Source organism: Phytobacter sp. MRY16-398, from assembly GCF_003925915.1.
Taxonomy (GTDB): domain Bacteria; phylum Pseudomonadota; class Gammaproteobacteria; order Enterobacterales; family Enterobacteriaceae; genus Phytobacter; species Phytobacter diazotrophicus.
In genome coordinates this window covers 1,896,008-1,915,142 of the sequence record NZ_AP018756.1, presented here as the reverse complement: position 1 = coordinate 1,915,142, position 19,135 = coordinate 1,896,008, and the positions used below count along the sequence as shown (strand labels likewise).

Here is a 19,135-nt window from a genome sequence, read left to right as displayed (position 1 = left end):
GTCATATGCTCGAAATATTTAACGCCTTGCGGAAAATAAACGGGCAAACAATTAAAAATGCGTATTCAGGACTAAAAATCGACCCCGTAAAAAACCACGATATCGGAGCGAACAGATAAAGCTGAACACGAAAATTCTGATTATTACCAAACGCATTGACAGTCATTCTTACTACTTTGAACAAATACCAACCGGTCAGTAATACGGCAAACCATGAAAAATAGATAATTAACAGATACAAGCCATTGTCTATGGTTTTACCGACATCTGCACCGTTAAAGATTCCGAATGATGCGACATATTCGTAAAGTGAGCCGAATCTTACCACACCATCAATGTTGGCCAGGGAATATCCCACCATCGCCAGCGGTCCGATAATGCGATAATAAGAGGAGGAGCCTTCTGTTCCTAAATCACCGAGACGTTCCGCAATATAAGGAAAGGCGAACACCACCCCGACAACAAATACCGCCAGTGAAATAATGGCCAACGGTAATTTCTTGCGTATCGCTTCCTTGTTTAAATACTGAAATGCCCATTCCAGTAGATAAAAAAGGATAAATGTCATTACCCCTGAAAACGATCCCGAAAGAACTATCCCTGTCAGAATCATAGCATCTGTCTTCGGCGTTTTGATACCAAACTGTTTGATGCTGAGCCAAATTGAGATTAATGCCAGAGCGAAGAATGCCGGTTCGAAATAGAGTGCTGTGGTTCGCTTACCGCCAAATTTGATAAAATTCAGTACGTAGCTGTTACTGTAAATCAGATATTTCGAAATTATCTCCATCAGGCTGCTGCCGCCGGAGAGAATAATTTGCGCCATTTCCGCCGCTGCCAGCATCACGACCAACGCAACCACCACGTAGAAGAAGCGGAGTATTTTGCGGTAGTTATGCGGCGAAACAGTTTTGAACCGAATGCTCCACACCATGCCGATGATGATCACGATATAAACAAACAGCATCGTTGAGGTGACATACTTACTGGCGTTAAGCGACTGACCAAAAATGTAGTTAAACAGTGTTAATCCCGCACCGGTGCCCAGGGCAATCATCAACTTTTTCAGGTTGAGTTTATCCACATAGAGCAGCAGTAACAGCGGTAAGAACGTCACAATGGTTATCGGAAAGCTTTCGCCAAGCTGGAAAATCTTCACGTTAACCAGCAGGTAAATCAGCGGCAGCAGGAGATAACTACAGACCCTGATAGAATGAGACATATTCCTCCAGCATCTGTTGCCCACTGTAAGCACGGCGACTACGCGCCCGAAACGCGTCCAGCGATGTGCCGAATACGGCCTGTGCGATGTCGGCTTTGTGACGCTGCACCAGCGGCACCACCTCCGCGTCGCTAAAGGTCTTGCCGCCGGACTTCTCCAGAACCTCACGCGCAGCATCGCTGTGCGTAGCAATCACCGGCACACCAATGGAGAGCGCTTCACACAAAATGAGCGGGTAGTTATCCACGCGCGAGGTAAAGAGCAGCGCATCCATCTGGTTGAGTTCGCTCATTAACTGACGTTTATCCGTCAGAAAGCCGTGGTTCACCACGTTCGGCCCCTCAAAGGGAGAAAACTTGCCAAAGGTATGCAGCTCAACCTGTTCACCCAGCGCCATCACGTCACGGACAAGTTGTTGATTGGTCTTGCCGTCATAGCGCAGGTCGTGCGCCACCACGGCGATTTTCGGGCGCCCCTGGGTGACAGTAACCGGAGATAACTCCGCCAGAATGGCTTCGGTCGCCACATCAATTCCATTATTGATAATGCGGCAACGCCCCGCACCGTACAGACTGTTGAATGCCTCCGCCACGTGCTGGCTGGGGGAAATAAACTGGCAGCCGAGGGCCATCATCTCGTTAAATAAACGGCGCTTCTCACCAACCAGTTGATGCGCGCGATCCACTTTTACCGGTGGATAGTTCGCCAGCGTCGGGCATTTTTGGCATCCCTGTTTCCAGCCTTCACAACCATCGGTGAAGGCACAGCGCCCGGTGACACTCCAGTGATCGTGCAGCGTCCAGACAAAGGTCACGTCAGGCTTATGCGCTTTCAGTTTCTGGCAGAATGCCACCACTTCGTTCAGGTTCAGCCAGTAGCTGTGCATCACGTGAAAGTGCAGCACCACCGGGCCTTTGGTGCGGCTGACGCTGCGATAGAGATTGTTAAGATTGCCAAATACATCGCGGTTAAACAGGCGAAACAGCGCCAGGTTTGCTATCGATGTCAGACGTGGGGTCTGTTTAAACACGTTGGGATACTGGTCATGGCTGACACTTTTCTTGCCGCCTTTACCGTAACCATAGACGAACCGCGATTGCATGCCTTGCTGCAATGCCCGCTGGTGTAAATCCAGCGCGACACCCGCCGCGCCGCCTTCGGCGAGGCGAACGTTAAATTGTAATATGTTCATTTTATTGTCTTCACCCGCGCTTTTTCACCCACCACCAGCGCATTATCCGGCACGCTGTCGAGCACGACGCTGCCTGCGCCAACCACGACGTTATTGCCAATGGTGATATCACCCAGCAGGACGACATTGGCCCCGAGTTCAACGTTGTTGCCGATGACCGGACAGGCCAGATTGTCTGCGCCACGATTGCCGATGGTCACGCCATGGCGAATGGTGAAATCATCACCCGCGACCACGTGCTTATTGATCACGACGGCATAACCATGGTGAATAGTGAAACGACGGCCAATCGTCGCAGCCGCCTGGATCTCATAGCCAAACAGGCATTCCGTCATAAAGCGGTAAATCAACAGCACGGGGGCAGCCCACAGGTTGTTGAGCACATTTTTCTTACGCCATACCGAGCAAAAATGGGCGACGCGATAGGCCGCGACCATGCAGCATGGGCGCAAACTCCATTGATTAGCGCGAAAATCTTCCAGTCGCATTATTTCCCTCGCAGACCATCAGCCAGACGCTTGCCATTACGCACGGAGAAAAGAGTCAGCAGCGTGCGCCAGTTCATACGCTTGTTGCGGATCTGGTACAGCGTGAAGAGCTGATATTTCTTGCTGGCGCGGTCAAACTTGGCTTTGTGTTTCCGGTAGAAATGGAAGTAGCCGGAGAATTTTTTCGGCGACGAAGTAATCTGCATTTCACCGTGATTGATGTGCAGAATTTGCGTCGCTTTTTCGATTTTCCACGGTTCGCCGTACTGCTCCACCATGCGTAAAAAGATGTCGTAGTCCTGTGCCGCTTTCAGTTTTGTATCGAACAGACACTCTTTGAAGCGCCATGACCAGCTAAACACCTGGTTGCCTACAATGTTGCGCTTGTAGAACAGCTTGCGGGAAAACGGCGATTTTGGGTAAAGCGGTAAACTGGTCGGTTGTGAATAGACTTCGCCCTGGCAGACATAGTCATTGGCATAGAGAAAAGCCCGCGTTGCCAGATGGTGTTTATGTTCCAGAAAGACCGACAGGCGGTCCGGCGTCCATTCATCATCATCATCAATGCCAGTAATAAACTGGCCTGTCGCCTGCATGATCGCCTGGTTGCGTACCGCACAGGCGCCGGAATTAAAAGCGTTACGGGTATAGGTCACGCGTGGATCATTCAGTTCGGCCACATAACTCTGGAGTTGCTCAAAGGCCGTCGAGCAGTCGTCAACAATGATCATTTCCCAGTGGGTGTAATCCTGACGCAGCACCGATTTGATGGCGCGGATCGCCAATTGTTGGCGGTTCCACGTTGGCATATAAATCGAGATTAACGGACGTTCTGTGGTCATTTTCTTCCCCGATTGATCAATATTCCCTTCACCCCGGCCCTCTCCCTCAAGGGAGAGGTTTAGGGTGAGGGGAAAATATTATTTGCTATCAGACTTGTATTCGTATTCGTAATAGCCGTAATCCTGATAGCCAGTAGCGCGGCGGAAAATGGAGTTCAGGATGACGCCTTTGACCTGAATACCGTTTTGCTCAAAGCGGCTCAGGCTGGTCTGGACCTCTTTCACCGTGTTCACCGCGTAACGTGCGACCATCAGCGTGGTGCCCGCATGGCGACCCACAATCGCGGCATCGGTCACCGCAAGGATTGGCGGTGTATCAATCAGCACCAGGTCATAATGTTTACTCGCCCAGTCGAGCAACTGCGTGAAACGTTCGCTCATTAAGAGTTCGGACGGGTTTGGCGGGATCTGCCCACGCGGCACCAGGTCAAAGTTGGCGATGGAGGTCTTTTTGGCGCAGCTTTCAATATTGCCCTTGCCTACCAGAATGTCCGACAGACCGTTAACGTTATCGGTACCGAGCAGTTCATGGGTATAGCCTTTGCGCATATCACAGTCGATCATCAGCACACGTTTGTTGGTTTGGCTAATGACCGCCGCCAGGTTGGCGCAGACAAACGTTTTACCAATCGACGGGCTGACCCCGGTCATCATCAGGACGTTATTGGGCGCCTGCATCATGGCGAAATGGAGGCTGGTGCGCAGGCTGCGTACCGCTTCAATCGCCAAATCCGCCGGGTTACCCACCGCCAGCAACTGACGCTGTTTGTAACGCTTGTTGCCCTTGACGGTTTTGACCGTATCGCGCGCTTTTTGCCACTCCGACAGTGGGATGCTGGCGTACACACTGATCCCCTGCTCTTCCAGCGCCTGCGGGCTTTCGATACCACGATTAAAGAGTGAACGCAGCAGAACCACCACAACGGAGAGAATCAACCCAAGGATGATACTGCCGAGAATGATCAGCGCTTTTTTCGGTTTCAGTACGCCAGGTTGAGTAATGGCGGCATCGACAATGCGCACATCCCCTACAGTACTGGCCTCGGTAATACGCAGCTCTTGCTGTTTATTCAGCAACTGCATATAAACCTGCTGGCCGGATTCCACATCACGCGTCAGACGGACAATCTCCTGCTGCGTTTTTGGCATTGCCGTCACGCGGGTGTTGAGTTTGGCCTTTTCATCTTCCAGCGCTTTGCGTTTTTCCAGCAATGTGCGGTAAGCCGGGTGCGCTTTGGTGTACAGCTTGGAAATCTCCGCCTCTTTAAAGGTCAGTTCATTAAGCTGCGCATCGATGTTAACCATCGAGTCGAGCACCGATTTCGCTTCCAGCGGCAGGTCGACAGAGTCTTGCTGCTGACGATAGGTGTTGAGTTTGTTTTCGGCCACGTCCAGTTTGGCGCGCACTTCCGGCAGTTGTTTATTGAGGAACTCCAGGCTTTTCGCCGCCTCTTCGGATTTACGCTCAACGTTCTGTTGCAGGTAGTTGCGGGTAATACTGTTCAGAATATCGCGGATCTGATCGCGATCTTCTCCGATATAGGTAAGACTGAGCACCCCGGTATCTTTGCCGTTCTCGGTCACGCTCAGGTTGTTTTGCAGATTATTGATCATCCCGAGCGTCGAGAATTTGGTCACGGTGAATTCGCTGTCGTTCGCCGCCTGAATGGCGCTTACCAGCATGGTCACACCGTCCTTACTTAACGGTTGCCCTACTTCACCACGAGCGCTGAAACCACCGTCGCTGGTCAGGGAGTACTGTTTCGGCCCCAGCACCTTGAGGGTAAAGACCTGATCATTCATGCCTTTGGGGAGCGTGAATGTCGTCACTTTGACCGTGTCATTTTGCCGACCCATCAGTCTGTCCCAGCCCGCGCCAAAAACCGGAAAGGTGTTTTTGGTTACGGCGATATCCAGGTTTAAATCATCGACGGTTTTACCCAGCACCAGCCTGGACTGAATCAACTGAATTTCCGCTTCTGACGCGGGTGGCTTGTTTGTCAGCGCCGAACCGATATCCTGCACCAGCGAATTACCGGCATTCTGCTCAATCTGTACCAGCGCATCCGCACTGTAGATGGGCGTGGCAAACAGGCAGTAAACGATAGCAGCCGCGGCAAATAAGCCGGTGATCCCCAGCACCCACCAGCGTGCCTCGACGACTGTACCGATTAATCGCCCTACATCGATTTCATCATTTCCCACCGACGACGCGGCGGAATGGTGTGTTTTCTCTGTCATTGTTATCCCTGCTGAGCGTTCAGTGCCTGCGCCCACTGGCGGGCAGACTGGTCAAGTAAGGTGTAAACAGCCTCAAAGGCGTCGCGGCTTTTGCGATACGGATCGGGAATTTCACGTTCATCGTCCCAGTGACCAAACAGCATCACTTTGCCGCGCATTTCCGGCGCGATTTCGCACAGTGCGGCGATATGCCGTTTTTCCATGACCAGAATCAGGTCGAAATCACGGCACATTTTTCCGGAAATCTGCCGGGCGCAATGCCCTTCAAGGGACAGATTGTTTTTCTCTGCCACGCGCGTTGCTTCCGCATCCGCGCTTTTACCTACCAGCGCCCCGAGACCGGCTGACTCCACCGTTAATGCGGGCTGATACTTTTTCAACAGCCGCTCCGCCGTGGGGGAACGGCAAATGTTCCCCACACACACCACCAGAATTTTGTTAAACATCGCCTATCACCAGGTGTGAATGTCGCGCGCCGTATCCGTCATGTAGCGAACGCCACTGATGGTTGGCAGCAACTGATTGATGAGACGGTTCCAGCGAGCAACCGGTGCGGTCGTCACATACACCACGTCATACGGCTGGAGGCGGAATTCAGTCGCCATCACCAGCGATGTCGCGTCGGACATATCAAGCTGATAGATGTTGGCAATCTTGCCGCCGCGACCGTTCTCGCCTTTCAGCGGACGAATAACGAAGATGCCGCTAGCGTTGGAGGTTGTCAGATCGATGCCTTCGGCCTGACCCAGCGCTTCGGTCAACGTCATACCGCTGAAGTCCATTTTGAGGGTGCTCTGTTTTTTAACTTCACCCATTACGAAGACTTTCAGATCGTCATTACGCGGTACGAAAAGGATGTCGCCCGGATAGAGCAGACGGTTTTGGCTCAAATCGCCGTTCTGCATCAGCGCCTGCAGGGAGATACGTTGTTCTTTGCCGTTATGCGTCAGCACCACATTGCGCCAGTCGGCGGCATCGGTCAGTCCGCCCGCGGCGTTAATCGCATCCAGAACCGTCAGCGGAACGTTGGTGATGGCCTGCTGGCCTGATTTGTTGACCTGCCCGGAGACATAGGCTTTCTGCGAACGGAAGGCGGCGATATTAACGTCCACCTGCGGGTCAGCGATGTACGTCGCTAAGCGGCTGGTAATATCACTGCGGATTTCGCCAAGGGTTTTCCCCACAACGTGAACTTTGCCAATATAGGGATAGAACATGGTGCCATCGGGCTGTACCCAGTTACCGGTGTCGCTTGAACTGCGGTACTGGCCGGCCGGTGTGGTCAGTTCAGGGTGGTCCCAGACGGTAACGCTAAGCACATCCCCTGGGCCAACGCGATATTGATAGTTTGAGATTTCCTGATCCAGCGACATATTCGGCTGGGCGACATTCGGTCGCGGACGTAATTGTTCAACCAGACGTGGCGTCAATGGATAGACATTCACCATGCGGTCTAAATCAAAATCGGCGTCTTGTTGTTTAATCACATCTTTTCCCGATGTTGACATATTGCTACCGGGAAAAACTGTGCAGCCACTCATCAAGCTCATGGACACCAATAATGGTATCAATTTCGTTTTGGATTTCATCATTGATTAATTATCACTTTTGCAGAGTAATTATCCTGTGTATTTAAATAAGCGACTGTTCATAACGGAAGCAGAATGCAGTTAATCGGAACTTAATATAACTGGTATCAATCCTAAAAATCGCTTATTCAACCACATGCTATTGACAGAATAATCCAGACTTTTTGACATGCTGTCAGGCAGGCTACCGCCCTTGGCTTTCAGCTACCAATCCACTGATTAAACAGTAAGTTATTGAAAACACCCTTTTGTACCCCGAACCTGATAGAGAATATTCCTGGATGCCTTAAATACGGCAGTCATAAGGATTTATGCTGTTTAGCTGCATTAAAAATAACTTCACAGGTATATTTGAAACATGCTGGAGGAATTGTTGCAGCTAAGCGAATTACAGGCAAGGCAACATCCCGCCCTAAACATATTTTTAAGAATAATATTAAGAGCAAATATTTAGGTTTTTAGGATTTTATTGATATTGACAAAATCCTTACCTGCATTTACGCATGCGAAATATCCGAAAAGGTCTTTTCATTTGCTGGCGCAAATAATCCCAATATTAATAAGGAAATAGATTTTTAATATATTCCCTGCCGCAATCACAAATAAGATAAATCGCATACCGGCATTGCAATTTAGATGGGCTTTATCCATGATCAGATAATGACAATTGTTAGAATTGATAAGGTGTTACACATACGATGGAATGGATTGCCGATCCATCAATCTGGGCCGGTCTGATTACGCTGATTGTGATCGAACTCGTGCTCGGCATTGATAACCTGGTTTTTATCGCGATACTTGCGGAAAAACTCCCACCGGCGCAACGCGACCGTGCCCGTGTCACAGGGCTGCTACTGGCGATGGTCATGCGCCTGCTACTGCTTGCGTCTATCTCCTGGCTGGTTACGCTCACCAATCCTCTTTTTTCCTTCCGCGACCTCAGTTTCAGCGCGCGCGATCTCATTATGCTGTTCGGCGGCCTGTTTCTGCTCTTTAAGGCCACCGTGGAACTCAATGAACGCCTGGAAGGTAAGGACAGCGATAACCCCACGCAACGGCGCGGGGCGAAGTTTTGGGCCGTGGTAGCGCAAATCGTCGTCCTGGATGCCGTTTTCTCTCTCGACTCAGTGATTACCGCAGTCGGGATGGTTGATCATCTGGCTGTCATGATGGCCGCCGTGATTGTCGCCATCTCGCTGATGCTGCTTGCCAGCAAAGCGCTGACGCGTTTTGTAAACAGCCACCCGACGATTGTCATTCTTTGTCTGAGCTTCCTGCTGATGATTGGCTTTAGCCTTGTCGCCGAAGGTTTTGGTTTCCATATCCCGAAAGGCTACCTGTATGCCGCGATAGGCTTCTCGGTCATGATTGAAGCGCTTAATCAGCTTGCTATCTTCAACCGTCGCCGTTTCCTCTCAGCCAACCAGACCTTACGCCAGCGTACGACAGAAGCCGTCTTGCGCCTGCTGAGCGGCAAAAAAGAGGATGCGGAGCTTGATGCTGAAACCTCTTCACTGCTGGTCGACCATGACAGCAGCCAGCTTTTTAACCCGCAAGAGCGGCGGATGATTGGACGGGTGCTTAACCTCAATCAGCGTACCGTTAGCAGTATCATGACCTCCCGTCATGATATTGAACATATCAATTTGAACGCCCCGGAAGCGGAGATTCGCGATCTGCTGGAGAAAAACCAGCATACGCGCATAGTGGTGACCGGTGGCAATGAAGAGAGTGATTTGCTGGGCGTGGTACATATTATTGATTTACTGCAACAGTCCCTGCGCGGTGAGCCGCTGGATCTGCGCGTATTGATCCGCCAGCCGCTGGTATTCCCGGAAACCCTGCCACTGCTGCAGGCGCTGGAACAGTTTCGTAGTGCCCGCACCCATTTTGCGTTTGTGGTCGATGAGTTCGGTTCGGTTGAAGGTGTGGTCACCCTGAGCGACGTGATGGAGACCATCGCCGGCAATCTGCCGAATGAAGTAGAGGAGATCGATGCCCGCCACGACATTCAGAAAAACAGTGACGGTAGCTGGACCGCGAATGGCCATATGCCGCTGGAAGATTTGGTGCAATATGTCCCGCTGCCGCTGGATGAAAAGCGGGAATACCACACGATCGCCGGGCTACTGATGGAGTATTTGCAACGGATCCCGACGCCAGGGGAAGAGGTTCAGGTAGGCGACTATGTCGTAAAAACGCTGGAGGTGGAAAGCCACCGCGTGCAGAAGGTCCAGATCATCGCCCTGAATACGGGCGACGAACTGGATTATCAGGTCTGACTGACGCCGGGGCTCCCGGCGTTACAGTTTATTGAGCAGTTTTTTCAGGTCTTTACCGTTCTGGCTGTCTTTGTTGCGATCCGCCCACTCATTCAGTCGGCGTTTCGCTTCATCCTGCAAATGCTTACGTAAAATCTGATCGACCTGCAGGCTGTAATTCAGTGACTGCCATTTACCATACACGTTCAGCGGAATGTCAGTAGATTTCAGGTAATCAATCAGTTTACTGTCGCCTTTCCAGCCGTCGAGTACGCGAATGTTGAAGTGAGTGTCACACTGCTCCTTCACCAGGTCCATTTCACCCTGGCCGGACAGGCTCAGCAACGGTGAACGCCCCTGCATATCCGCCAGCGTCATGACCCCCGAGTCCAGCGACAAATCAGTGCTGAAGGTGTCGAGACGCGTCACGTTATCGTAATTTTCCTGCGCCTGTACATCACTGCTACGGGCAACTGCCTGCTGGACCAGTTGTTGGAAGTTCAGCCCTTCCATCTGGCTGTCTTTTATCTCGACATGGGCATCGCCCTGCCAGTGACGGCGGAAATCATCGGCATCAATCCGGCTACCCGAAAAATCGCCCGCCAGAGAGAGTTTACCCGTGAGGGCTATCGGGTAATTGAACGCTTTAAGAATATTGCCAATCTCGACGTTATCCAGCCGCGGCTGGAAGACGGCACGTGACTTATCACGGCGTACATCCAGCATACCGGGCAGAGAGATATCCCCATCGCCCATTTTGCCCTGCAGCGTAGAGATGCTGAGCAAACCGGCATTATTAGAGAACTGACCGGTGACGTTATCAAAGCGCATTCCGCGCCAGCGAATATTATTGGCGGTAAGCGATACCTGCGCGGTGAAATCACGCAGGCTGGTATATTCCTGCTGTACGCTATTGGCAATCACCGGCCGCGGCATACGCCCCTGCGCTTGCTGCCCCTGTTGTTCGGTCGAAGCATCCGTGGAAGCCGTCTCTTTCGGCGCAAGCAGGTTATCGAGATTCAGCGTGTCGAACTGTAAATCCAGCAGCCATTGCGGTTTTGCGGAAAGAATGACGCTGCCCTTGCCGCTAAATGCGCTGTCGTTGGCGCTAAGACGAAGATTGCTAATGGAAATTTGCTGACGATCGCCCTGCCACTGCGCGGAGAGGCTCCCCTCGCCCGCAATACCCTGTGCCGGGACATCGCCACCCTGCAATTGCCATTTCAGATCGCTAATCGCCGCCGTGAGGTGAGTCGGATAATCGCTGGCATCCACTTGCGCTTTCAGGGATAACGAGAGATCGCGCTGATCGCGATTCACGCGCCCTGAAAAGTCCAGCGTCGCCTGGTGCGTAGCATCCTGTTCCATCTGCAGATGAATATCGCGTACGGTAATCTGTTCGTCGTTTTCATGCTGGAAAACCAGCACGCTGTCGGCAACCTGTAGTCGGGCAATATCCCACGACCAGCCACGATCTTCGGCAGCCTGCGGCAGCGTGTTCTCTTTGGGGGCCACCGGTGCATCATGTTCTGGTGCCGCATAGGTCTGCGGCGTCAGTTGAATGACCGCCCCTTTGAGCATGACCTGCTTCACCTGAAGCTGATGAGAGAGCAGCGGCAGCAGCCCAACATCCAGGCGCATATTGTCTGCTTTCACCACCGGGGCTTCCGCTCCCGGGGCGGTCAGGGTAATGCGCCCAGAGAGAATGCTCAGTTGCGGCCAGACATGCCAGCGCAGCGGGCCGTCAAGTTGCAACTGATAGCCGCTACGGGCTTCAACCTGACGCACCATATAGTCACGAAAATCGTTTGGGTTGACCATGACGACCAACGCCGAAAGGCCGGCTACCAGCACGACCAGTAAAATCATTAGCGTGGTTAACACTCTTCTCATGGCAGCCTCAGCGGGTACAAATCACTCAGTCCTTATCAATGCGGCTGGCAACCGCGCCCTGCTGATCGCGATACTTCGCGTCCTGGCGGCGGTTATACGGACGGTCGGCCGGGCCGGAGAGCGGTTCAAAGCTCAGCGCACCAATCAGCATACCGGGGCGCAATGCCAGCGGCAGTTTGCCAGAATTATAGAACTCCAGCACGATACTGCCGGACCAGCCGGGATCGATGCGGTGTGCGGTGACGTGGACCATCAGCCCCAGACGCGCCAGTGAAGAACGGCCATCCAGCCAGCCCACCAGGTCGGCCGGCAATGTCACCGATTCAAAGGTCACCGCCAGCGCCAGTTCCCCAGGATGCAGGAAAAATGCTTCCCCGTCGGGGAGAACGATTTCATCGCTCATTACACGATCGAGCGCCGCGCTCACTTCGTCTTTCGGCCCGCTCAAATCGATGAACGCAGCAGTGTGCCCACGGAAGGTACGAAATTTGTTGCCCAGGCGGACATCGACAGTCGCGCCATTAATGCGCTCAACGGGGGGACGCGGGGTAATCGACAGACGCCCCTGATCCAGCCAGGCTTCAATATCTCGGTCGCAAAGACGCATGGCACTTTCTCCTTTCGTGCATGACGCCCCTGACAGTTCAGGGGCAAAGCAAAGTAAACTAAAGGGTACAGCCTATCATGTATTATTCAAAAAACTGGCTGATTTTGGCTTTCAGAATATCAATGGCGATACGGTTTTTACCCCCGCGCGGCACGATGATATCGGCATACTGCTTGGAAGGCTCAATAAACTGCAGGAACATCGGGCGAACCGTCTTCTGATATTGTGCCATCACCGAGTCCATTGAACGGCCACGCTCGTTCACGTCACGCTTGATACGGCGCATCAGGCAGATATCCAGCGGGGTATCAACGAAGATAGAAAAGTTCATCTCATCACGCAGGCGCGCGTCGGTCAGCAGCAGAATGCCTTCAAGAATGATGACTTTTTTCGGTTCGATGTGAATAGTTTCCGGTGTGCGGGTATGTTCTACATAACTATAGACCGGTAATTCAATGGCCTGGCCGCTTTTGAGCATCTGCAGATGCTGGAACAGCAGACTATGATCCATGGAGCTTGGATGGTCATAGTTGGTTTTGACACGCTCTTCCATCGACAGATGGCCTTGATCTTTATAGTAACTGTCTTCCGGAATAACGCCGATATGCTCATCACCCACCTGCTCACGCAGTTCACGATAAAGCGTGCTGGCAATAAGACTTTTACCTGAAGCCGATGCGCCGGCGATGCCGATAATGACGCACTGATGTGACTTATCAGTCATAAATTTAGCGACCTGATTAACCTGGATGTAAAGGAAGGACGACGCCTGAGCGTCAAACGCGGCAATTATAGGGATTTCGCGTCCATGATACCAGTCGAATACGTCCTGTACGCCGTTCGGGAAAAAAGCGCGGTGCTTATTTTGCAAAATGCGACTTTTCGCAAATCAGAACGTTCAAATTAACAGCGCTTGTCGGCTTTTTTCCCGAAACTAAGTAATTAATAACATTATGATGTCAAATTCTGAGCAGACGGCATAGGAATTGTAAATTGTTTGTACTAGCATAATCCGAACTCATATTTAACTCGTCCGGACGCCGTTCCTGACAACATAGGGTTTGCGGATTAAGCGGTAATGATGAAACAAAATCAGCGAGTCTTGATGGCCACCCCTAACCTTATACTGCGTCTGCTCAGTTTGGGGTTATTGTCGTTCATCTTTTCGTTATTCTCGCTGCAACTGACCCGCTTCGGAACGCACCTCTCACCGCTATGGTTTCCCTCTGCCCTGATGATGGTGGCGTTTTATCGCCACGCCGGAAAAATGTGGCCGGGCATCGCCGTCGTCTGTTCGTTGGGCAGTGTGGCGGCCACCATTCAGTTGTTTTCGGTCAGTTCAGTCAATATCTGGTATACGGTTATCAACGTTATCGAAGCGGTCACCGGGGCCATGCTACTACGCAAATTTTTGCCCTGGTATAACCCGCTACAGAATCTAAGCGACTGGATACGGCTGGCTATCAGTAGCGCGCTCATCCCTCCCCTGCTGGGCGGGATTTTAGTTTGCCTGTTGGTGCCCACAGACAACCTCGTGCGCACCTTCATGCTCTGGGTGCTCTCAGAGGCCATTGGCGCTCTGGCGCTGGTGCCGATTGGTGTTCTCTTTAAACCGCACTACCTGCTGCGCCACCGTAAACCGCAGTTGCTTCTTGAAACCCTGGCAACCCTGGCCGTGACGCTCTGCCTGAGCTGGCTGGCAATGACCTGGCTGCCCTGGCCGTTTACCGCCGTGATCGTGCTGCTGATGTGGAGCGCCATCCGCCTGCCGCGTATGGAAGCGTTCCTTATCTACCTGATTACCATCATGATGGTGTCGCTGATGATGGCGGCTCATCCACAGGTGGGCATTCTCACACCCAAAACTGGCGCGATGTTGAACGCACCCTGGCTGCCGTTTTTAATGATTCTTCTGCCCGCTAACGTCATGACAATGGTGATGTATGCCTTCCGGGCCGAACGCAAACATATTAGCGAAAGCGAAGAGCGCTTTCGTAATGCGATGGAATACTCCGCCATCGGCATGGCGCTGGTCGGCCTCCAGGGGCAGTGGCTACAGGCCAACAAAGCCCTGTGCAATTTTCTGGGCTACACCCAGGAAGAATTGCGGCTGATGACCTTCCAGCAACTTACCTGGCCGGAAGACCTGAATAAAGACCTTGAGCAGTTGGATCTGTTAGTTCGCGGTGAAATTAATACCTACTCGCTGGAAAAGCGCTACTACACCCGCAGCGGTGATTTGGTCTGGGCGCTACTGGCAGTGTCGGTGGTGCGTCACGCGGACGGCTCTCCGCGTTATTTCATCGCCCAGGTCGAAGACATAAACGATCTGAAACAGACTGAGTGGGTCAATAAACGGTTGATGGAACGTATCACCCTGGCGAACGAAGCCGGGGGGATAGGCATCTGGGAGTGGGAACTGGAGCCGGATATCATCAGTTGGGACAAGCGTATGTTCGAACTGTATGAAGTGCCGTCGCACATTAAACCGACCTGGCAGCTTTGGTATGAACGTATTTTGCCTGAGGACCGGGAAGAGACCGAACGCATTATCCGCGACTCTTTGATGTCGCGGATCGCCTTTAAACTGGAGTTTCGTATTGCCGTAAAAGACGGTATTCGCCATATCCGTACTCTCGCCAACCGGGTGCTTAACCGCAATGGCGAAGTGGAACGTCTGCTCGGCGTTAATATGGACATGACCGAGGTGAAGCAACTCAACGAAGCGCTGTTCCAGGAAAAAGAGCGTCTGCATATTACCCTGGACTCCATCGGCGAGGCCGTGCTCTGTACTGACGTCGATATGAACGTCACTTTTATGAACCCGGTCGCCGAAAAAATGAGCGGCTGGTCGCAGGAACAGGCGATGTCGCAGCCGCTGCTGAACGTGCTGCGTATTACCTTTGGTGAAACCGGCCCGTCGATGGAAAACATCCATAGCGGCGATATGTCGCGCTCTGCTATCGAACAGGATGTGGTGCTTCATTGCCGTACCGGCGGCACTTACGATATCCATTACAGCGTGACGCCGCTAAGCACCCTTGATGGGCAAAATATCGGCTTTGTGCTGGTTATTCAGGACGTCACCGAGTCGCGTAAGATGCTGCGCCAGCTCAGCTACAGTGCCTCTCACGACGCCCTGACCCATCTGGCGAACCGCGTTAATTTCGAAAAGCACCTTAAGCGCCTGCTGAAAAGCGTGCAGGAGTTACATCAGCGTCATGCGCTGGTATTTATCGATCTCGATCGCTTTAAAGCAGTGAACGATACCGCCGGGCATGCCGCTGGCGACGCCCTGCTGCGTGAGCTCTCCTCTCTGATGCTGAGTATGCTGCGCTCCACCGATATTCTGGCCCGTCTGGGCGGCGATGAGTTTGGCCTGCTGTTGCCGGACTGCAACGTCGAAAGCGCGCGGTATATTTCCGGGCGCATTATTCAGTCGATTAACGACTACCACTTCATGTGGGAAGGCCGCATGCACCGTATCGGCGCCAGCGCGGGGATCACCATTATTGATGAAACCAACCATCAGGCCTCGGAAGTCATGTCGCAGGCCGACATTGCCTGCTATGCGTCGAAAAATAATGGCCGCGGACTGGTGACCGTCTATGAAGCGCTGCAAGGTCAGATGCTCCAGGAACGCAGCATGATGTCGCTGGAGGAGCAATGGCGGATGATCAAAGACAATCACCTGATGATGATTGCCCGCAGCGTCGCCTCACCGCGCGTACCGGAAACCTGCAACTTCTGGTTGCTCTCTCTGCGCCTGTGGACCAGCGAAGGCGAAGTCATGGAAGAGCGGGCTTTCCGCGCCGGGTTAAATGAGCCGGAGCTGATCCGCGCCCTTGACCGCCGCGTATTCCATGAGTTTTTCCGTAACCACGCCACCGCCGTTGCGGCGAAAGGGTTGGGTGTCGCATTACCACTTTCGGCTGCCGGGCTTTCCAACAGCAAACTGGTAGATGAAATACTGGACCTGCTCGAACATGGACCGATGCCGGGTCGCCTGTTGCATCTGATGATCAACGCCGACGCCCTTATGCGTCAGGGCAAAGAGATTATCGATAACCTGAAAAAGCTGCGCCATGCGGGCTGCCGTATCATCCTGAGCCACATTGGCCAGGACCTGGAAATTTTCAACCACCTTACGCCGCACACCGCCGATTACCTTTTGCTCGACCAGGAACTGGTGACAAATGTTCATGGCAATCTGATGGATGAAATGATGGTCACGATTGTTCAGGGCCATGCCCAGCGTCTGGGCCTTAAGAGCATTGCCGGGCCAACAAACCAGCCGCTGATGATGGATACGCTTTCCGGTATTGGCATTGATTTGATCTTCGGCGACACCATTTCGCAGCCTCAGCCGCTGGATATGATGCTCAACACCAGCTACTTCGCCATTAACTAACGGTGAGATGTGGCTGCCAGCCCTCGGTATACCAGATGTGCAGCAACGCGTAAGAACGCCACGGCTGCCAGCGCTCGGCATAGCGGCGAATCTGCGCGGGTGTCATTCCGGCAAAACGCTGCTTAATCAGATAATCATCCGCCAGGAAAACATCTTTTGCCTGCCAGCCGCGCAGAGCGAAATAGTTCGCCGTCCAGCGGCCAATTCCCGGAAAGGTTTGTAGCGTTTTCATCCCGCGTTCAACATCATCCGGCATCGTCAGGGGAAACGTCCCGTCCAGCACCGATTGCGCGAGAAAGATCAGCGATTCCGCGCGCTTTACCGGCATGCCTAATGCTTTGAGCGCCAGCGGATCCGCCTGCGCCAGTTGCGCGGGCTGCGGGAACAGAACGAACTGCTCATCCAGCCTGTCGCCATACAGAGCCGCCACGCGGGAGGTCAGCTTTGCCGCCATCGCCACGCTCACCAGTTGGCCCAGAATTGCGCGGACGGCCTGTTCAAACGGGTCCACGCAGCCAGGAAGGCGCAGACCTGGTCGCGCGGCTCCCACATCCCCGAGCGCATCGGTAATGATCTGTGGCGTACAGTCGAGATCAAAAAGCTGGCTCAGCCGCTGCAAACAGACATCTGCCACCGGCAACAGGCCATCGCTCAGCGTAACTTTAAGGGTTGAAGTGGCCTCATCCGGCTCGGCGCTCATCACACCGCGATGCTCGCCAAGAGCGAACGAGCGGGTGTACGTCGTCTGGGTAATCACTTCGACGCCAGAAACCGTACGCAAGCGTAAAAATTCCAGTATCCATGCCCAGTCATAGGGCGGCTGCCAGCGCAGTGTGTACATACCATCTCCTGTCATTAGTGGCTAAGAGCATATACGCATTCATGATTTTGCGCTTTGCTTTGATATTCCAGTTGTCCTGTCGCGCGCATTCGGCTAAAGTCGCCCCCCTTCTTCACTGGCATGGGGATAAACACGTGTTTGTAGGTTTTGATTACGGCACCGCCAACTGCTCGGTCGCCGTTATGCAGGAAGACACTCCACAACTCTTAAAAATGGAAAACGACAGCACCCTGCTGCCGTCGATGCTCTGCGCGCCCACGCGCGAAGCGGTGAGTGAGTGGCTCTATCGTCACCACAATGTCCCGGCAACGGGGAGTGAAACGCAGGCGCTGCTGCGTCGTGCCGTGAGCTATAACCGCGAAGAAGATATCGACGTCCAGGCGTCAAGCGTCCAGTTCGGCCTGAACTCGCTGCGTCACTATGTGGAAGATCCGCAAGAGGTTTACTTCGTTAAATCACCGAAATCGTTCCTCGGCGCAAGCGGGCTAAAACCGCAGCAAATCGCGCTGTTTGAAGATTTGGTCTGCGCCATGATGCTGCACATTCGCCAGCAGGCAGAAGCACAGCTTCCGCAGACGATTGACCAGGCGGTGATTGGCCGGCCGATTAACTTCCAGGGGCTGGGGGGTGATGACGCCAACGCGCAGGCTCAGGGCATCCTTGAACGTGCGGCAAAACGCGCCGGTTTTCGCGATGTCGTGTTCCAGTACGAACCGGTGGCTGCCGGGCTGGATTTTGAAGCCACTTTGCGTGAAGAAAAGCGCGTGCTGGTGGTGGATATCGGCGGCGGGACAACCGACTGTTCGTTATTGCTGATGGGGCCACAGTGGCACAATCGTCAGGATCGTGAGACCAGCCTGCTGGGGCACAGTGGCTGCCGTGTCGGCGGTAACGACCTGGACATCGCGCTGGCGTTTAAAAACCTGATGCCGCTGCTCGGCATGGGCGGCCAGACAGAAAAAGGCATCGCGTTGCCGATCCTGCCCTGGTGGAACGCTGTCGCAATTAACGACGTTCCGGCGCAAACCGATTTCTACAGCGCGGCAAACGGACGCCTGCTCAACGACCTGGTACGCGACGCACGCGAGGCGGACAAAGTCGCCCTGCTGCAAAAGGTATGGAAGCAGCGCTTAAGTTACCGCCTGGTGCGCAGTGCCGAAGAGAGCAAAATCGCCCTCTCCGGGCAGATGCAAACCCAGGCGCAGTTGCCGTTTATCAGCAACGAATTAGCGACCGCTATTGATCAGGCGGGACTGGAAGCCGCGCTGAATCAGCCATTGCAGCGTATTCTGGAGCAGGTGCAACTGGCGCTGGACAACAGCGACACGACGCCGGAGGTGATTTATCTCACCGGGGGGAGCGCGCGCTCACCGATTATCAAACGCGCACTGTCACAGGCGCTGCCGGGGATCCCGATTGCCGGTGGCGATGATTTTGGCTCGGTAACTGCCGGCCTGGCCCGTTGGGCACAGGTGGTATTTCGTTAAGGGTTGTAGCACCGCTGCCAGCAGCATAACTTTTTGCGTAACGCAGATAAGTATTATGCTG

The 19,135-nt window shown here is 53.2% G+C and carries 14 protein-coding genes; 3 read left to right on the top strand and 11 right to left on the bottom strand.

Going from position 1 to position 19,135, the window contains the following annotated elements; all coding sequences use genetic code 11:
* Window position 1: 1 nt before the first annotated feature.
* From wcaD to MRY16398_RS09080, 7 genes are all read right to left on the bottom strand, one after another.
* Window positions 2-1,222, bottom strand: a complete 1,221-nt coding sequence (gene wcaD / locus MRY16398_RS09110) for a colanic acid polymerase WcaD (RefSeq protein ID WP_125124198.1) — start codon at window positions 1,220-1,222, stop codon at window positions 2-4.
* Window positions 1,197-2,414: a colanic acid biosynthesis glycosyltransferase WcaC gene (gene wcaC, locus MRY16398_RS09105; RefSeq protein WP_041851971.1), complete on the bottom strand. Its 1,218-nt coding sequence runs from the start codon at window positions 2,412-2,414 to the stop codon at window positions 1,197-1,199. Before wcaC ends, wcaD begins: the two co-directional genes overlap by 26 nt.
* Window positions 2,411-2,902 carry a colanic acid biosynthesis acetyltransferase WcaB gene (gene wcaB, locus MRY16398_RS09100; RefSeq protein ID WP_041851972.1) on the bottom strand — a complete coding sequence of 164 codons (492 nt, stop codon included), beginning with the start codon at window positions 2,900-2,902 and terminating at the stop codon, window positions 2,411-2,413. The genes wcaC and wcaB overlap by 4 nt, the downstream gene beginning before the upstream one ends.
* Complete coding sequence (wcaA, locus tag MRY16398_RS09095; protein WP_041851973.1) at window positions 2,902-3,744, bottom strand: colanic acid biosynthesis glycosyltransferase WcaA; 843 nt, start codon at window positions 3,742-3,744, stop codon at window positions 2,902-2,904. Before wcaA ends, wcaB begins: the two co-directional genes overlap by 1 nt.
* 78 nt (window positions 3,745-3,822) lie before the next feature.
* Window positions 3,823-5,985 carry a tyrosine-protein kinase Wzc gene (gene wzc, locus MRY16398_RS09090; protein ID WP_041851974.1) on the bottom strand — a complete coding sequence of 721 codons (2,163 nt, stop codon included), beginning with the start codon at window positions 5,983-5,985 and terminating at the stop codon, window positions 3,823-3,825.
* 2 nt (window positions 5,986-5,987) lie between these two features.
* A complete protein-coding gene (gene wzb, locus MRY16398_RS09085; RefSeq protein WP_041851975.1) occupies window positions 5,988-6,431 on the bottom strand; it encodes a low molecular weight protein-tyrosine-phosphatase Wzb in 444 nt (147 codons plus the stop codon).
* 6 nt (window positions 6,432-6,437) lie between these two features.
* On the bottom strand, window positions 6,438-7,577 hold the full coding sequence (locus MRY16398_RS09080) for a polysaccharide export protein (RefSeq protein WP_041851976.1): 1,140 nt from the start codon (window positions 7,575-7,577) through the stop codon (window positions 6,438-6,440).
* A 695-nt stretch (window positions 7,578-8,272) separates the two neighbouring features.
* Between MRY16398_RS09080 and MRY16398_RS09070 the strand changes: the two genes are divergently transcribed.
* Window positions 8,273-9,856: a TerC family protein gene (locus tag MRY16398_RS09070; RefSeq protein WP_125124197.1), complete on the top strand. Its 1,584-nt coding sequence runs from the start codon at window positions 8,273-8,275 to the stop codon at window positions 9,854-9,856.
* 21 nt (window positions 9,857-9,877) lie between these two features.
* On the opposite strand, the gene asmA is transcribed toward MRY16398_RS09070, so the two are convergent.
* The 3 genes from asmA to udk all read right to left on the bottom strand — a co-directional run bounded on the left by asmA (window position 9,878) and on the right by udk (window position 13,059).
* Window positions 9,878-11,728, bottom strand: coding sequence for an outer membrane assembly protein AsmA (gene asmA, locus MRY16398_RS09065; RefSeq protein ID WP_107223920.1), 1,851 nt, complete (start codon window positions 11,726-11,728; stop codon window positions 9,878-9,880).
* A gap of 25 nt (window positions 11,729-11,753) precedes the next feature.
* Window positions 11,754-12,335, bottom strand: coding sequence for a dCTP deaminase (dcd, locus tag MRY16398_RS09060; RefSeq protein ID WP_041851979.1), 582 nt, complete (start codon window positions 12,333-12,335; stop codon window positions 11,754-11,756).
* Between the two features lie 82 nt (window positions 12,336-12,417).
* Window positions 12,418-13,059 (bottom strand): uridine kinase, encoded by a 642-nt coding sequence (udk, locus tag MRY16398_RS09055; protein ID WP_041852052.1) that lies wholly within the window; start codon window positions 13,057-13,059, stop codon window positions 12,418-12,420.
* A 354-nt stretch (window positions 13,060-13,413) separates the two neighbouring features.
* On the opposite strand from udk, the gene MRY16398_RS09050 reads away from it, so the two are divergent.
* The gene (locus MRY16398_RS09050; protein WP_125124196.1) at window positions 13,414-16,746 is read left to right on the top strand and encodes a diguanylate cyclase; all 3,333 of its coding nucleotides are present in this window, start codon (window positions 13,414-13,416) and stop codon (window positions 16,744-16,746) included.
* Here MRY16398_RS09050 and alkA read toward each other — a convergent pair.
* The gene (alkA, locus tag MRY16398_RS09045) at window positions 16,739-17,587 is read right to left on the bottom strand and encodes a DNA-3-methyladenine glycosylase 2 (RefSeq protein WP_079496316.1); all 849 of its coding nucleotides are present in this window, start codon (window positions 17,585-17,587) and stop codon (window positions 16,739-16,741) included. The genes MRY16398_RS09050 and alkA overlap by 8 nt on opposite strands.
* A gap of 134 nt (window positions 17,588-17,721) precedes the next feature.
* On the opposite strand from alkA, the gene yegD reads away from it, so the two are divergent.
* On the top strand, window positions 17,722-19,074 hold the full coding sequence (gene yegD / locus MRY16398_RS09040) for a molecular chaperone (protein WP_108700970.1): 1,353 nt from the start codon (window positions 17,722-17,724) through the stop codon (window positions 19,072-19,074).
* The last annotated feature ends 61 nt before the right edge of the window (window positions 19,075-19,135 follow it).

Coding starts and splice junctions, on each gene's coding strand:
- MRY16398_RS09080 (WP_041851976.1), bottom strand. CDS start 7,577: ATGATGAAATCCAAAACGAAATTGATACCATTATTGGTGTCCATGAGC.
- asmA (WP_107223920.1), bottom strand. CDS start 11,728: ATGAGAAGAGTGTTAACCACGCTAATGATTTTACTGGTCGTGCTGGTA.
- wcaB (WP_041851972.1), bottom strand. CDS start 2,902: ATGCGACTGGAAGATTTTCGCGCTAATCAATGGAGTTTGCGCCCATGC.
- alkA (WP_079496316.1), bottom strand. CDS start 17,587: ATGTACACACTGCGCTGGCAGCCGCCCTATGACTGGGCATGGATACTG.
- udk (WP_041852052.1), bottom strand. CDS start 13,059: ATGACTGATAAGTCACATCAGTGCGTCATTATCGGCATCGCCGGCGCA.
- wcaC (WP_041851971.1), bottom strand. CDS start 2,414: ATGAACATATTACAATTTAACGTTCGCCTCGCCGAAGGCGGCGCGGCG.
- wzb (WP_041851975.1), bottom strand. CDS start 6,431: ATGTTTAACAAAATTCTGGTGGTGTGTGTGGGGAACATTTGCCGTTCC.
- wcaA (WP_041851973.1), bottom strand. CDS start 3,744: ATGACCACAGAACGTCCGTTAATCTCGATTTATATGCCAACGTGGAAC.
- wzc (WP_041851974.1), bottom strand. CDS start 5,985: ATGACAGAGAAAACACACCATTCCGCCGCGTCGTCGGTGGGAAATGAT.
- wcaD (WP_125124198.1), bottom strand. CDS start 1,222: ATGTCTCATTCTATCAGGGTCTGTAGTTATCTCCTGCTGCCGCTGATT.
- MRY16398_RS09070 (WP_125124197.1), top strand. CDS start 8,273: ATGGAATGGATTGCCGATCCATCAATCTGGGCCGGTCTGATTACGCTG.
- MRY16398_RS09050 (WP_125124196.1), top strand. CDS start 13,414: ATGATGAAACAAAATCAGCGAGTCTTGATGGCCACCCCTAACCTTATA.
- dcd (WP_041851979.1), bottom strand. CDS start 12,335: ATGCGTCTTTGCGACCGAGATATTGAAGCCTGGCTGGATCAGGGGCGT.